The sequence below is a fragment of the Pseudomonas sp. 3296 genome, from assembly GCF_031456615.1.
Classification (GTDB): Bacteria; Pseudomonadota; Gammaproteobacteria; order Pseudomonadales; family Pseudomonadaceae; genus Aquipseudomonas; species Aquipseudomonas mucoides.
The window spans coordinates 373,716-387,525 of the sequence record NZ_JAVDUY010000005.1; the positions used below are offsets into that span (position 1 = coordinate 373,716).

10 protein-coding genes are annotated in these 13,810 nt (G+C 59.0%); 5 read left to right on the top strand and 5 right to left on the bottom strand.

Going from position 1 to position 13,810, the window contains the following annotated elements:
- The first annotated feature begins 86 nt into the window (after window positions 1-86).
- From J2X66_RS15700 to cmoB, 4 genes are all read left to right on the top strand, one after another.
- The gene (locus J2X66_RS15700) at window positions 87-479 is read left to right on the top strand and encodes a protease inhibitor I42 family protein (RefSeq protein ID WP_027922780.1); all 393 of its coding nucleotides are present in this window, start codon (window positions 87-89) and stop codon (window positions 477-479) included.
- Window positions 480-481: 2 nt separating this feature from the next.
- Entirely contained in the window at window positions 482-1,132 is a 651-nt protein-coding gene (locus tag J2X66_RS15705) for a lysoplasmalogenase (RefSeq protein WP_310266213.1), read from the top strand.
- 76 nt (window positions 1,133-1,208) lie between these two features.
- A complete protein-coding gene (gene cmoA, locus J2X66_RS15710) occupies window positions 1,209-1,988 on the top strand; it encodes a carboxy-S-adenosyl-L-methionine synthase CmoA (protein WP_310265875.1) in 780 nt (259 codons plus the stop codon).
- On the top strand, window positions 1,985-2,941 hold the full coding sequence (gene cmoB / locus J2X66_RS15715) for a tRNA 5-methoxyuridine(34)/uridine 5-oxyacetic acid(34) synthase CmoB (protein WP_310265879.1): 957 nt from the start codon (window positions 1,985-1,987) through the stop codon (window positions 2,939-2,941). The genes cmoA and cmoB overlap by 4 nt, the downstream gene beginning before the upstream one ends.
- A gap of 125 nt (window positions 2,942-3,066) precedes the next feature.
- Here the strand turns inward: cmoB and tadA are convergent, their stop codons facing one another.
- On the bottom strand, window positions 3,067-3,564 hold the full coding sequence (gene tadA / locus J2X66_RS15720) for a tRNA adenosine(34) deaminase TadA (protein WP_140668421.1): 498 nt from the start codon (window positions 3,562-3,564) through the stop codon (window positions 3,067-3,069).
- Window positions 3,564-4,940 (bottom strand): multicopper oxidase family protein, encoded by a 1,377-nt coding sequence (locus tag J2X66_RS15725; RefSeq protein WP_310265882.1) that lies wholly within the window; start codon window positions 4,938-4,940, stop codon window positions 3,564-3,566. Before J2X66_RS15725 ends, tadA begins: the two co-directional genes overlap by 1 nt.
- 226 nt (window positions 4,941-5,166) lie before the next feature.
- Here J2X66_RS15725 and J2X66_RS15730 point away from each other — a divergent pair, with 226 nt between their 5' ends.
- Window positions 5,167-9,909 (top strand): membrane-targeted effector domain-containing toxin, encoded by a 4,743-nt coding sequence (locus J2X66_RS15730; protein ID WP_310265885.1) that lies wholly within the window; start codon window positions 5,167-5,169, stop codon window positions 9,907-9,909.
- Window positions 9,910-9,982: 73 nt separating this feature from the next.
- Here J2X66_RS15730 and guaA read toward each other — a convergent pair whose 3' ends face one another.
- The 3 genes from guaA to J2X66_RS15745 all read right to left on the bottom strand — a co-directional run bounded on the left by guaA (window position 9,983) and on the right by J2X66_RS15745 (window position 13,779).
- On the bottom strand, window positions 9,983-11,560 hold the full coding sequence (guaA, locus tag J2X66_RS15735) for a glutamine-hydrolyzing GMP synthase (protein WP_027922773.1): 1,578 nt from the start codon (window positions 11,558-11,560) through the stop codon (window positions 9,983-9,985).
- Window positions 11,561-11,643: 83 nt separating this feature from the next.
- Entirely contained in the window at window positions 11,644-13,113 is a 1,470-nt protein-coding gene (guaB, locus tag J2X66_RS15740; protein ID WP_310265890.1) for an IMP dehydrogenase, read from the bottom strand.
- A gap of 117 nt (window positions 13,114-13,230) precedes the next feature.
- Window positions 13,231-13,779 (bottom strand): sugar ABC transporter ATPase, encoded by a 549-nt coding sequence (locus tag J2X66_RS15745; protein WP_310265892.1) that lies wholly within the window; start codon window positions 13,777-13,779, stop codon window positions 13,231-13,233.
- Between the last annotated feature and the right edge of the window lie 31 nt (window positions 13,780-13,810).

Genomic DNA, 13,810 nt, shown 5'->3' on the forward strand with positions numbered 1-13,810 from the left:
ACGGCGCAAATCCCCAGCGCTGTCACACTTTGTCTCATCTTCAGTTATGCTCGCCGTTCGTCGTGAACGCCGGAGCCGCTGACCCTATGTCCCCCACTCGCTTGTTTGTCCCCCTCGCCCTTTCCTTGCTGGCCGCCTGCGCCACGCAGCCGAAACAGAACGTGACCGTGGAAAAACAAAGCCAATGCCCGGTGAAACTCAACAACGGGCAAAACCTGATCCTGACCTTGCCGAGCAACCCGAGTACGGGTTATCGCTGGGCGATCCAGGATTCGGCCGGTGGTGTGCTGCATGCGCTCAGCCCCGAGGTGTACAGCAACCCCGAGGACGCCGGCATCGTCGGCAGCGCCGGTATTTCGACCTGGCGCTTTCAGGCATTTGCCGCCGGCACCGGGCGTTTGCGCCTGACCTCGCAGCAGCCTTGGGCGCCGGAAGTGTTGCCGGTCGACACCTTCGATTGCGCGATCTCGGTCAACTGATCGTGGGCTGGCTGATTCTGGCGCTGATGGGCGCGGTGACCTTCCTGTATGGCGTAAGCGTGCACGCGACGTTGCTCTGTCTACTGGTCAAACCGTTGCCAGTGCTGGCCCTGCTCGGCTGGCTGCATGACGCGCCGCCCAGCGACTATCGACGCTGGATCAGCCTTGGCCTGATTTTCTCGCTGCTGGGCGATGTGTTGCTGGCCTGGCCGGGGGATCTGTTTGTGTTTGGTCTCGGGGCGTTTCTGGTTGCACACCTGGCTTATCTCAAAGCCTATTTGAGCGATTGCCGGCGGTTGGCGGTGTTGCCCTTGGTGATTGCCCTGGGCGTCGGCGCAGTATTGTTGGGGATTTTGATTTCCCACGGTCTCGGCCCATTGCTGGTTCCGGTGATTGTTTATGGCCTGGCCATCAGCGCAATGCTCTGGCGGGCACTGGCTCGCTTGGGCACGGATGTGCCAAAACGCTCGGCACTGCTGGCGGCGGCAGGTGCGCTGGCGTTTGTATTCTCCGATAGCGTGATTGGTATCAGCCGCTTTGTGGCGCCGTTCGATGCGGCGCCTTACGTGATCATCGTCAGTTACTGGCTGGGGCAGTGGGGGATCACGGCGTCGGCGTTCGGCCCCAAGTTTGAAGAACGCCACACTCTGTAGCAGCTGCTACAGGATTGCGTACTCCTTTGCGCGGTTTATCAGACAACCCGCGCATCCCCCCGTCAATTTGGCTAAAATGCCGGCCTTTTCCACCAACGCCGCTGGAACCGCCGTGAGCAAAGAACCCGATCGCCTTTTCGCCCAGCCTCTGGCCCAGGTGCCTGACTTCGCCTTTAACGAGGACGTGGTGCGGGTGTTCCCGGACATGATCAAGCGTTCGGTGCCAGGTTATCCGACCATCGTGGAAAACCTCGGCGTGCTCGCCGCGCAATTCGCCCAGCCCAACAGCGTGCTCTACGACCTCGGTTCGTCGTTGGGCGCCGTGACCCAGGCCTTGCGCCGGCACGTGCGCACCGACGGTTGTCGCGTTATCGCTGTGGATAACTCGGCGGCAATGGTCGAACGCTGCCGCGAATACCTCAACGGTCAGGACTCGATGTTCCAGGAGTTGCTACCGGTGGAGGTGATCGAAGGCGACATCCTCGCCCTTGAGTTTCAGCCGGCCTCGGTGGTGGCGCTGAACTTCACCCTGCAATTCATCGCCCCGGACCAGCGCACCGCATTGCTCTCGCGCATCCGCCAATCGTTGTTGCCGGGCGGCGCGCTGATCCTGTCGGAGAAGCTGCGCTTCAACGATCCCGAAGAACACGCGCTGCTCACCGATCTGCATGTCGCCTTCAAACGCGCCAACGGCTACAGCGAACTGGAAATCGCCCAAAAGCGCAGCGCCATCGAAAACGTCATGAAGCCCGACAGCCTCGAAGAACACCGCGAGCGCCTGCTGGCCGCCGGGTTCTCGAAAGTCGTGCCGTGGTTCCAGTGTCTTAACTTTGCCTCGTTGATTGCCTTGCCATGATTGATCTGTCCCCCCTCGCCCGCCGCCTGGCCGGTACACCACTGGCCGCCTGGGCCAACACCCTGCAAGCACAACTCGACAAGAAAATGGAAAAGGGTCATGGCGACCTGGAACGCTGGCAGAGTGCACTGGATGCATTGCCGAAGATTCAGCCGAGGGTCGTCGACTTGCTCAACGGCCTGATGCTGGACACCGAGTGCGACGACGAAACCCGCGCACAGATGCGTACTGCGCTGATGGGTTTGTCGCCGTGGCGCAAAGGTCCGTTTGATTTGTTTGGTGTGCACGTCGACACCGAATGGCGTTCGGATTGGAAATGGTCGCGTGTTGCGCCGCACCTGGACCTGAAGGGCAAACGCATCCTCGATGTCGGCTGCGGTAATGGTTACTACATGTGGCGCATGCTCGGCGCCGGTGCCGACAGCGTGATCGGCGTTGACCCGAACTGGTTGTTCTTCTGCCAGTTCCAGGCGGTGCAGCGTTACTTGTCAGAGCCGAATGCCTGGCACCTGCCATTCCCGTTCGAAGACTTGCCGTCGGAGCTGGAAGGCTTCGATACGGTGTTTTCCATGGGCGTGTTCTATCACCGCCGTTCGCCAATCGAGCATTTGCTGGCGCTGAAAGATTGCCTGGTCAAAGGCGGTGAACTGGTGCTGGAGACGCTGGTGATCGAAGGCGATCAGCAGCAGGTGCTGGTGCCGGAAGACCGTTATGCGCAGATGCGCAACGTGTGGTTCCTGCCGTCGGTGCCGGCGCTGGAATTGTGGTTGCGCCGTGCCGGGTTTACCGATGTGCGTTGCGTGGACGTGAGCGTGACCACGGTCGAGGAACAACGCGGGACGGAGTGGATGAAGTATCAGTCGCTGAGCGACTTCCTGGATCCGGACGATCACAGCAAAACGATTGAAGGGCTGCCGGCGCCGATGCGTGCCGTCATCGTGGCCCGCAAGTAAAACTATCAAACACCGCATAACCCTGTAGGAGTGAGCCTGATCGCGATAGCAGTCTGACAGTCACCTCAATATTGACTGTCAGACCGCTATCGCGAGCAGGCTCACTCCTACATTGGGCTCTGTGTTTATTCAGTGGGTTTGGCGCGTCTAGCCTTGAAAAACTCACTAAGCACCGCCCCACACTCCTGCGCCAACACCCCGCCTTCAAACAACACCCGGTGGTTCAAAAAACCTTGGGTGAAGAACTGCCCCTGACTCTGCACAATCCCGGCCTTGGGCTCCAGCGCGCCATACACCACCCGCGCAATTCGCGAGTGCACGATCAGCCCGGCGCACATGCTGCACGGCTCCAGCGTCACGTAAAGCGTGCTGCCCGGCAGGCGATAGTTGCTCGCGGCCAAGGCTGCGGCGCGGATCGCGACCATTTCGGCGTGGGCACTCGGGTCGTTGCCGCTGATCGGGCAATTGAAGCCGCGACCGATGATTTCGCCGTCCTGCACCAACACAGCGCCCACGGGCACTTCACCCAACGCTGCGCCTTGTGCAGCCAAGGCCAGGGCTTCGCGCATGAAGTCGCGATCACGGCTGCGATCGATGATCGCGGCGGGACGTATCTGTCGCATCAGGCCACCTCGATAGCGGCCATCAGGCCGGTTTCCATGTGATCGATAACATGGCAATGGAACATCCAGATGCCCGGGTTATCCGCTACCAGCGCCACTTGCGCACGCTCGTTCTTGCCCAACAGATACGTGTCGGTGAAGTACGGAATGACCTTGTGCCGGTTCGAGGCAATGACCTTGAAGCTCATGCCGTGCAAGTGAATCGGGTGCTGATACTGAGTCATGTTCTTCAATTCGAAAATGTAGCTCTTGCCCTTCTCAAGCTTGGCAATCGGGCGGTCGGCACAAGTCTTGTCCGTGATGTCCCAGGCCTTGCCGTTAATCTGCCACAGGCTCGGCGGTTTACCGTTGTCGACGTTGACCGACACCGAGCCCACCCACTCGAAATTGAAGTTGAGTTTCTCGGCGTTGGCCAGGTCCGGCTCGGCGATCGGGTTCGCAGGCAGTGCCGGCGGCCATGGTGTCGGTGCGTCGGTATTCGCCACTGAGCGCAAGGTGCCCAGGCGAACCGGGCCGTTGCGCAGGGACAATTCCTCGCCGGCCGGCGGTGCCTTGATCGCCAGGCAAATACGCATGCCGGGGCCAAGCCAGTATTCCTTGCCCAGCGGACGCGGCTCGATAGGATTGCCGTCCAGTGCGTAGATCTGCGCTTCGACACCGGGGATGTTGAGGCGATACGTCAGCGTGTTATCAAGGTTGAGCACGCGCACGCGGGTGATCTGCCCGGCGGGCAAGTCGATCACCGCCTGCGAGACGCCATTGATGGTCGACAAACGTCCCGCCGTACCGCCGCGCGCGGCTTCACGAGGAATGCTGAAGGCAACGAAAGCGCCCTCTTCATCGACGTGCCAGCTCTTGAGGCTCAGGGTTTTCTCGTACTTGAAACCGGTCGGCTCACGCTCTTCGATGATCAGCGGACCGACCAGCCCGCGACCGAGTTCTTCGCTGCTGTTCACGTGCGGGTGATACCAGTAGCTACCGGCGTCGGGCACACGGAACTTGTAGTCGAAGTATTCACCCGGCAGCACCGGCAATTGCGAGACGTACGGCACACCGTCCATTTCCAGCGGCAGGCGGATGCCGTGCCAGTGAATGGTGGTCGCCACAGGCAGGTGATTGATGAAACGCACTCGCAGCCAGTCGCCCTGGCGAACCCGCAACTCGGTGCCCGGTGCCGACGGGCCGAACGCCCAGGCCTCGGTCTTGTGCCCGGCCACCAGCTCGACGTCCAGCGGCGCTGCGATCAGCTCGTAGTCGTGCCCTGCGTCAGCGTCAGCCATCTTGCCCAGCCAGTACCGCGACGCGCCCCCCGCTCCGACACCAACGACAACAAGACCGGCCAGGCCACCGAGGATTTGGCGACGGGTAAACGACATGAACTTAACTACCTCACGTATCAGCGACAGGCACGAGGGCCTGAAAAGGCGAATACGATACACCTGCGGTTGAGAAACAGTAAGGGTGGAGCGGCGGATGGCCGCTGCAGACGCAATCGTTGCGTGCCCCTACACGGTCACGAAAGGCATGTGGGCATAACTATGTAGTGCACTTGCCCTGAGCAAACGGGTCATCCTCACGACCCATTTCTCAAGGAGCGAGAGCATGCCTGTTGATCAGAGTACCGAAGCGTTACCCAATGCTGCCGACAAGGAGCGGCTGAAAACGATTGCCCCCGTCGTTGTGACCGCCTGCCCGGGTTTGAAGGAAGAAGCCCACGCGGTCGCCAGCGAAATCCTGCAAAAACACGGCATCACCGGCCTGGACCCGGATCAGGTCTGGTGGCACCGGTTCGATAACGTCTCGGCCAGCAGCACCAAGGCCTTTCTGGGTTGGGAGCACGCCCCCAAACCCTGTGAATCCCTGACCCTGACGCAATTGGTGATCCAGGGATACCGCGTCACCGATCAAGACGACGCCCTCGAACTGAACAGTAACGGCGGGTTTTACACGGCAGATGCAAGCGCCAGCATCTTCAATGAAACCAACGAAGTGCGGATGTATCCCAGCAAGGTCCTTACGGATCTGTGGGACAAGAACCTCAGTGAACGCTATCTGAATAAACTGAACGCATTCTGGGCGACTCATTTCGATGACTTCCGGACCCTGGCCAAATCCAACTACCTCAGCAAAGCCGTCGAGGCGCGGCAAAACGGCCAACTGCAAGAGGAGGATTTCCAGACCGTCGTCAGGGCCGTCGTCGGTGGTGCAACCTGGCCGATCACCCTGGCGACCCTGCAGTCCCAAACCGCTTCGCCTGCAGATCTTCGTATCTGCGCGCTGGATGTCGCAGGTCATGTCGCCACCGATATTCTGCGCATCGTTGACCGCAGTGGTCGGCAGATCACTTACGTTCCCGGCGCCGCACAGGCGTTCCACGTGCAGCCGACAGCGACGGATATGCACTGGTGGATCTTGCTGCAAATGAATGAAGAGCAACCGCGCACTGAGTTCATGACCCATTTCCCGCTGTCGGTACGCAAGGAAGTCCACGACAACATCACCCCGCTGATGAACCAGTTGGTCGGCACCTGGGGAAAATACGACCACCATTTGATCAATCAGAAAAACATTACCATCAGCGGCGATCCCTTCACCTGGCAGAGCCGGGCGGTCCAGAGCACGATGCTGGAAGAGGCCGATCTGACGCTGGTGACCCACGGACAAATGCGCAAACAACTTTGGCTGGGTTACCTGACTGCCGGGCTGCATGTATTTGGCCCCTTGGCGGTGATGGGCTGGCCAATCGCGTTGCCGGTGATCGGGGCCAGTATCGCCGCGATGGGCTTGAACATCGACAAGGCGGTCAATGGCAAAACGGCGGCGCAACGCAAGGCTGGCATCATCGGCGCGGTGCTCGATGGCATCAATGCCCTGTTCAATATCCCGATGCTCAAGGAAGCCAGTGTTCTGGAAGAAGTCGGGGCTTCAGTGGATGCCGCCGAAGCCGTCGAAATGGCTTCGCTGAGGGAGTCGGACGCCGCTGAATCTACCGTCACGGAAGATCCGCGTGAGCCCGATGGCGCAGAGTCGAGTCGCCCCCAACCCGACGGGTCACCTATATCGCCGAGAGAACCGGTTGAAGTGCCTGAACAATGGCAATGCCATGAGCCGCTGGAAAGCGAAATGCTGTCTGCCCAGAGCGGAAAATTTCAGGGAATCTATTCGCTCAATTCCAACCCATCGACCGCGATCAGGATGAACGACGTAGCCTATTACGTGCGCTTCGAAGCCGACGCCAACGGTGGCGGCAAATGGGCAATTATTGATCCAGAAAACCCCGCCGCTTTCTCGGGCTCGCTTCCCGTTCGCCTGAACGCTGACGGTCAGTGGGAACTGATGCCCCGGACAGGACTGAAAGGCGGAATGCAATCGCCGCCCACCAGCCAGTTGGGTGAGCCCTCTCTCCACCAAGACGGGGCATGGGCGCAGGAACCCGGTACTTATGTAAAAAAACTGCGAACTCCCCGCATGAGGGAATGGGCGCTGGGCGGTCCGGATGAGTTTATTACGGTTATTGAGGAAGAAGGACAGCAAGTACGGACCAGTCGATTTGCCTGGCATCAGCGTATTGCTCGTAACCGGCTGATACACGACGCCGAAGCCTATTACGAAGCTCATCCACCGTTGCCACCCGTGCAAACTTCTTCCCCCCCTCCGTTCAAAACGGCGGCAGAGCTGTTTCAAACAGTATCCGAACAAAAGTCCGGGCTGGTCTTGGGTCAGACACCGGGCAGCATCGCCGGTAGAAAATTGTTGATCGAATATATGCCGACACTGGCGAAACTTGGGTTCAAGAGGCTCTATCTGCAAGAGCTGCTGACCAACGCCAATCAAATGGATCTGGACACTTTCGCTCGCACCGGGGAAATGCCCGCAGAACTCGAAGACTACCTGCAGAATCTCGATCTCAAGACGGGTCACGACCCGGAGGGCAAGTTCACTTCCCTGGAACTCGTGAAGGCCGCCAATGCGCAGCATATCCGCGTTCAAGCCGTCGACTGCGCGATTACTTACAACATCAACGGTCATGTCAGCCTCGAGCCGCAACAACAAATGGCACGAAGTTTTTTTGCCAGCGAAGTCATTCAACTCAATGAGCAGGCGCACGGATCAGCCAATTGGGTGGCGTTGGTCAATCGGGAAAACATGAGCACCTTCAGGCGTTATCAAGGCATCAGTGAACAGGTGGGTGCAGTGAGCGTGCGCATCGATGAGGTGAGCCCCGGACTGGCGGATCCCATTACAGCCGATTCCGGAGCAGCGGTGGTGTATGAGGACTCTGCGGACACGCCTGTCTATGATCTTCAGGACGCCCCCTTTGAGGACTCGAACACCGTAACCTCATCCATCAAAGGCGATTGGCGGTTGCAAGTGGAAAACCCCTGGACCTATAGATCCTCGACAAACCTCAAAGCCCTGTTGCCGGAGCCAGGCATGTACACCTTTCAGCGTTCGGACAGTGCCGTGCTTTTGGTCTATCGCAATGGCAACAAGCAGATAGAAGAAACCATTATCAAAACGATGCCCGGCGGATACATCGAACTCGATTCCCCTATATGGCCGGACTTCGTCTTCAAGCCTTTCAATAATCTTGAAGCGCTGAAGAATGCACTGGCCGCAAAGGGCATGAGACTCATGGGTTGGCCTGCTCAACCGTCCAAAGCGGTGGATACCGTTGAACAAGCCGTAACTCGGAACATAAGCTCCGAGGCATCAGGGACAAGCGAGGTGCTCGAAACGCTCATTCCGACTCTGCCTGATATCGAGCCACAGGCCTCGGTGCCGGAGCACTGGCAGTGTAATGAAATTCTGGAAGGCCAGGACCTTCTGGCCACCGACGGAAAATTCAAGGGCATTTATTCGCTGAACTCAAACCCGTCCACCGCAATCCTGATGAACGATCAGGCTTACTACGTTCGCTACGAAGCCGATATCAATGGAGGCGGCACTTGGGCCATCATCGACCCGGCTAACCCGCATGCCTCCACGGGGTCAATGCCGGTGCGATTGAATGGCGAGGGCGAATGGGAGCTGGCGCCCGATGCGGGATTGAAGGGTGGCGGCAAAAATCTCAGCAAGCCTGTTCCCGGCCCCTCGAAGCCGACAAATCATGTCCGGCCGACGTCTGATTTTTCCAGCCACTTGACGAGATACGACGCCCCCAATGGACGCTCGCTGAACTTCCTGGCTCTGGGAAAGCCCGAAACCCATATAAAAGTCGTTGCCGCACCTGGCGGGGTCCTCAGAGGGGTTTCTCCCTATGAAGAGTATGTCGCCGGGCGTCGAGCGGTCCTGATCAGGGATGCCATCGGATTCCAGATCCCGAAGAATTTTTTTGCCTCGTTACCGGCCCGCCCGATTCAGCCCGTCATCACGCCCTCCACGACCGTTACGGAACTCATCGAGAAAATATTCAACACCGCGCCCGGTCTGGTAATTGGTGAGAGTCAGGACCGCATTGCAAGCATGCGGTTCCTGATCGAAAACATGCCGACGCTGGCGAAGCAAGGCGTCAAGACGATCTACATGCATCGCCTGCTCAACGACTTCAATCAAGTCGACCTGAACCATTTCGCCGAAACCGGGGACATGCATGGGATGCTGGGGAAGTACCTGCAAAAACTGCCAGGCGATCCTGCAGGACAGTTCACCCCCCTCGAAGTCGTCAAGACCGCCCAACAGAACGGCATTCGAATCCAGGCCACCGATTGCCTGGCCAGTTATCGCTATACAGACTCGAATTTCCGCGCCATCTCACGGCAATCCGTCAGGACCTACCTCACCCATACCATCATGCAGGCGACTCAAGCCCGCAATGGTGGCGGCAAATGGGTGGTACTCACCGACCAGGAGAGTACCAACACGTTCAGGGGAATGGCCGGCATCAGCGAAACCGAGGGGGGTATCGGTCTACGCATCGAAGAAGTGGGCCCTGACCAGCGCCTTCACCTCGACATCGACCAAGGCACCGAAGTCGGCCGTGAAGTGACAGAAATCGCACCCCTGATGGGCGGTAATGTCGACACCCTTTATGCCGACATCAGCCTGCAGATTCCAACTCAGTTCATCCAGCGATCACCCGAGCAAATCAATGAGCTGCTGTTCCGCCAAGGCATGTTCACCATTGAAAGTTCGGAAGACACGTTGACGCTGATTCATCGCAGCCGGACCAACCAGATTGTGCGAACGATGATTGCGCGAACGGCGGATGGCGGCTTTCTGATTAACCGTCCTGCCTGGACTGCCGTGCATCAGATCACCTACGCGAATCTGATCAACCTTGTCCACGCACTCAACCGCATGGGCCTGACCCTTGAAGGGCGCCTGCCCTCTGTAGCGGCCTGATCGCAAAAAGGCCCCGTGAACTTTACGCTCACGGGGCCTTTCAGGTGTTACGGACGATCAGTTGAAACCGGGATCACTCCCACTCGATTGTCGCTGGTGGCTTGCTCGACACGTCATAGGTAACGCGGGAGATGCCTTCGATTTCGTTGATGATGCGGCCGCTGACGGTTTCCAGCAGTTCGTAAGGCAGGTGCGCCCAACGCGCAGTCATGAAGTCGATGGTTTCCACCGCACGCAGGGCCACGACCCAGGCGTAACGACGGCCATCGCCCACAACGCCAACCGATTTCACTGGCTGGAACACCACGAACGCCTGGCTGACCTTGTGGTACCAGTCGGCTTTGCGCAGTTCTTCGATGAAGATGTGGTCGGCACGACGCAACAGGTCGGCGTATTCCTTCTTCACTTCACCGAGGATGCGCACGCCCAGGCCCGGGCCCGGGAACGGGTGACGGTAGACCATGTCGTACGGCAGGCCGAGCTCCAGACCCAGACGACGGACTTCGTCCTTGAACAGTTCACGCAGGGGTTCAACCAGCTTGAGGTTCATTTCTTCCGGCAGGCCGCCCACGTTGTGGTGCGACTTGATCACGTGAGCCTTGCCGCTTTTGGCGCCAGCCGACTCGATCACGTCCGGGTAGATGGTGCCTTGGGCTAGGTACTTGATGTTGTCCAGTTTGTTCGACTGGGCATCGAAGACGTCGATGAAGGTACGGCCGATGATCTTGCGTTTCTTCTCTGGATCGCTTTCGCCAGCCAGATTGTTCAGGAACTGGTCTTCTGCGTTGGCGCGGATCACCTTGACGCCCATGTTCTCGGCGAACATGGCCATCACTTGCTCGCCTTCGTGCAGACGCAGCAGGCCGTTGTCGACGAAGACGCAGGTCAGTTGGTCGCCAATGGCTTTGTGCAGCAGCGCGGCAACCACCGAGGAGTCAACGCCACCGGACAAGCCGAGCAGTACGTTGTCGGTGCCGACCTGGGCGCGGATGTTGGCAATGGCGTCTTCAGCAATCTTCGAAGGCGTCCACAGGGCTTCGCAGCCACAGATGTCGAGGATGAAGCGCGACAGGATGCGACCGCCCTGCTTGGTGTGGGTCACTTCCGGGTGGAACTGCACACCGTAGTAGCCACGAGCGTCGTTGAACATACCGGCGATCGGGCAGCTTGGGGTACTGGCCAGGATGTGGAAGTCCTGCGGCATCTTGGTGACTTTGTCACCGTGGCTCATCCACACGTCGAGGCCGAACAGGCCGTCGGCGTCGATATGGTCTTCGATGCCGTCGAGCAGGCGGCTCTTGCCGACGACGTCAACGCGAGCGTAACCGAACTCACGCAATTCGGAACCTTCGACCTTGCCACCCAGCTGTTCAGCCATGGTCTGCATGCCGTAGCAGATACCGAAGACCGGTACGCCCAGGTCAAACACCGCTTGCGGGCAGCGCGGGCTGTCAGCGACGTGCACGGACTCGGGGCCGCCGGCGAGAATGACGCCTTTTGGAGCGAATTCGCGGATCGCTTCGTCGTCCATGTCGAACGGATGCAGTTCGCAGTACACGCCGATTTCACGCACGCGGCGGGCAATCAGCTGGGTGTACTGGGAACCGAAGTCGAGGATCAGGATGCGGTGGGCGTGAATGTCGAGGGCCATGAAGTCAGTCTCGTCTATGTAGTTCAGAAACAACTCGGGGCTGAATAAAACAGCCCCGGTTACTTAACTTTTTGCTTGAAGCCTCAACCTACGCGGTAGTTTGGCGCTTCTTTGGTGATTTGTACGTCGTGTACGTGGGACTCGGCCATGCCAGCGCCGGTGATCCGCACGAACTCAGGCTTGGTGCGCATTTCTTCGATGTCGGCACTGCCGGTGTAGCCCATCGAGGAACGCAGGCCGCCCATCAGTTGATGGATGATGGCGCTCAGGGTGCCCTTGTAAGGAACACGCCCTTCGATGCCTTCCGGAACCAGTTTCTCGGCACCTGCCGAGGAGTCCTGGAAGTAACGATCGGAGGAACCTTGAGCCTGGGACATGGCGCCCAGCGAACCCATGCCACGGTAAGCCTTGTACGAACGCCCCTGGAACAGTTCGATCTCGCCCGGCGCTTCCTCAGTACCGGCGAACATCGAGCCCATCATCACACAGGAAGCACCGGCAACGATGGCCTTGGACAGGTCACCGGAGAAACGGATGCCGCCGTCGGCGATCAACGGAACGCCAGTGCCTTCAAGGGCAGCGGCGACGTTGGCGATGGCACTGATTTGCGGGACGCCGACACCGGCGACGATACGGGTGGTGCAGATCGAGCCAGGGCCGATACCGACCTTGACGGCGTCAGCGCCGGCTTCGGCCAGGGCCTTGGCCGCAGCGCCGGTGGCGATGTTGCCGCCGATGACCTGCACTTCAGGGAAATTCTGTTTGACCCAGCGAACGCGGTCGATCACGCCTTTGGAGTGACCGTGAGCGGTGTCGACCACCACCACGTCAACGCCGGCATTGACCAGGGCTGCGACGCGATCACCGGTGTCTTTACCGGTACCGACTGCAGCGCCTACACGCAGACGACCTTGATCGTCCTTGCTGGCCAGCGGGTAAGCCTTGGCTTTTTCGATGTCGTTGACGGTCATCATGCCTTTGAGGGCGAATTTGTCGTCGACGATCAGTACGCGTTCGATGCGGTGCTTGTGCAACAGCTCGCGAACGTCGTTCTTGTCGGCGCCTTCCTTGACCGTGACCAGACGCTCTTTAGGCGTCATCACTTCACGGACGCAGACGTCCAGGCGGTTCTCGAAGCGCACGTCGCGGGAAGTGACGATGCCGACCAGGTCGCCATTGTGCAGTACCGGAACGCCGGAGATGTTGTGCATGCGGGTCAGTTCGAACAGTTCACGAACCGTGGCGTCAGCCTCGATAGTGATCGGGTCCTTGACCACGCCGGCTTCGTAACGCTTGACCTTACGCACTTCGGCAGCTTGCTGCTCGATGGTCATGTTCTTGTGGATGATGCCGATGCCACCTTCCTGAGCCATGGCAATTGCCAGACGGGCTTCAGTAACGGTGTCCATGGCGGCAGAAACCAGAGGAATGTTCAGCTCGATGCCACGGGTTAGGCGGGTCTTGAGACTGACTTCGTTAGGAAGTACCTCGGAATAACCGGGCACTAGGAGAATGTCGTCGAATGTCAGAGCTTCTTGGCTGATACGCAGCATCGCGGGGGCTCCCGAGCGGGAAAATGGAAGCGCGCCATTATAGTCAGACACCCCCTCGGGTTCAATGTAAAACTCTGTCTATTATTAGCATTACTGATATACGGGATTTCTCGCGGCCTACAATTCAACTTTGACCCAACTCACCGGCTGATCCAGCCAATCGGAAAATTCGTCGATAAAGCTCTGCTTGAACCCGGCTTCTGCCCAGTTATTGAAAATGAATCCGAGGTTGGAAAAACCGCATTCCTGCAGGAACAGGAACCCGTTGATGTCATCTTCATGCCCGCATTCGGGACAGGTGAAGTTATCGGTGCGGCCGGGCATCCAGTCTTCCAGGCTTTCGAACAGCGCTTCGCCGACTTCCTTGCGGCACTCGGCGCAGCCCGCCTCGCTCAAGAAACCTTTGGCCGGCGTGTAGATGCAGCGCTTGGTGATGATCTCCAGACCATTGATTGGCTCGCCAAATGGCAGCGCTTCGGGGTGCAGGACCACAGCGCGGGCACCGTCGGCGATGGCATGGCCCATGCGATTGCCGGTGCGGCCGCACGTCGTGAGCTCTTCCTTGATGATGTTTTTGCGCACCAGCCACCGCACGACCGCCCGGGCCCGGGGTTCGTGCACTGGCAGCGTGGAAATTTTCGGGACGATGATGCTTTGGGAGTTCATGGCACAGCCCTGCAAATACTGAATATTCACC

Excerpts from the sequence above, each read along its gene's own strand:
- J2X66_RS15700 (WP_027922780.1), top strand. The coding sequence starts at position 87 with ATGTCCCCCACTCGCTTGTTTGTCCCCCTCGCCCTTTCCTTGCTGGCC.
- cmoA (WP_310265875.1), top strand. The coding sequence starts at position 1,209 with ATGCCGGCCTTTTCCACCAACGCCGCTGGAACCGCCGTGAGCAAAGAA.
- cmoB (WP_310265879.1), top strand. The coding sequence starts at position 1,985 with ATGATTGATCTGTCCCCCCTCGCCCGCCGCCTGGCCGGTACACCACTG.
- tadA (WP_140668421.1), bottom strand. The coding sequence starts at position 3,564 with ATGCGACAGATACGTCCCGCCGCGATCATCGATCGCAGCCGTGATCGC.
- J2X66_RS15725 (WP_310265882.1), bottom strand. The coding sequence starts at position 4,940 with ATGTCGTTTACCCGTCGCCAAATCCTCGGTGGCCTGGCCGGTCTTGTT.
- J2X66_RS15730 (WP_310265885.1), top strand. The coding sequence starts at position 5,167 with ATGCCTGTTGATCAGAGTACCGAAGCGTTACCCAATGCTGCCGACAAG.
- guaA (WP_027922773.1), bottom strand. The coding sequence starts at position 11,560 with ATGGCCCTCGACATTCACGCCCACCGCATCCTGATCCTCGACTTCGGT.
- guaB (WP_310265890.1), bottom strand. The coding sequence starts at position 13,113 with ATGCTGCGTATCAGCCAAGAAGCTCTGACATTCGACGACATTCTCCTA.
- J2X66_RS15745 (WP_310265892.1), bottom strand. The coding sequence starts at position 13,779 with ATGAACTCCCAAAGCATCATCGTCCCGAAAATTTCCACGCTGCCAGTG.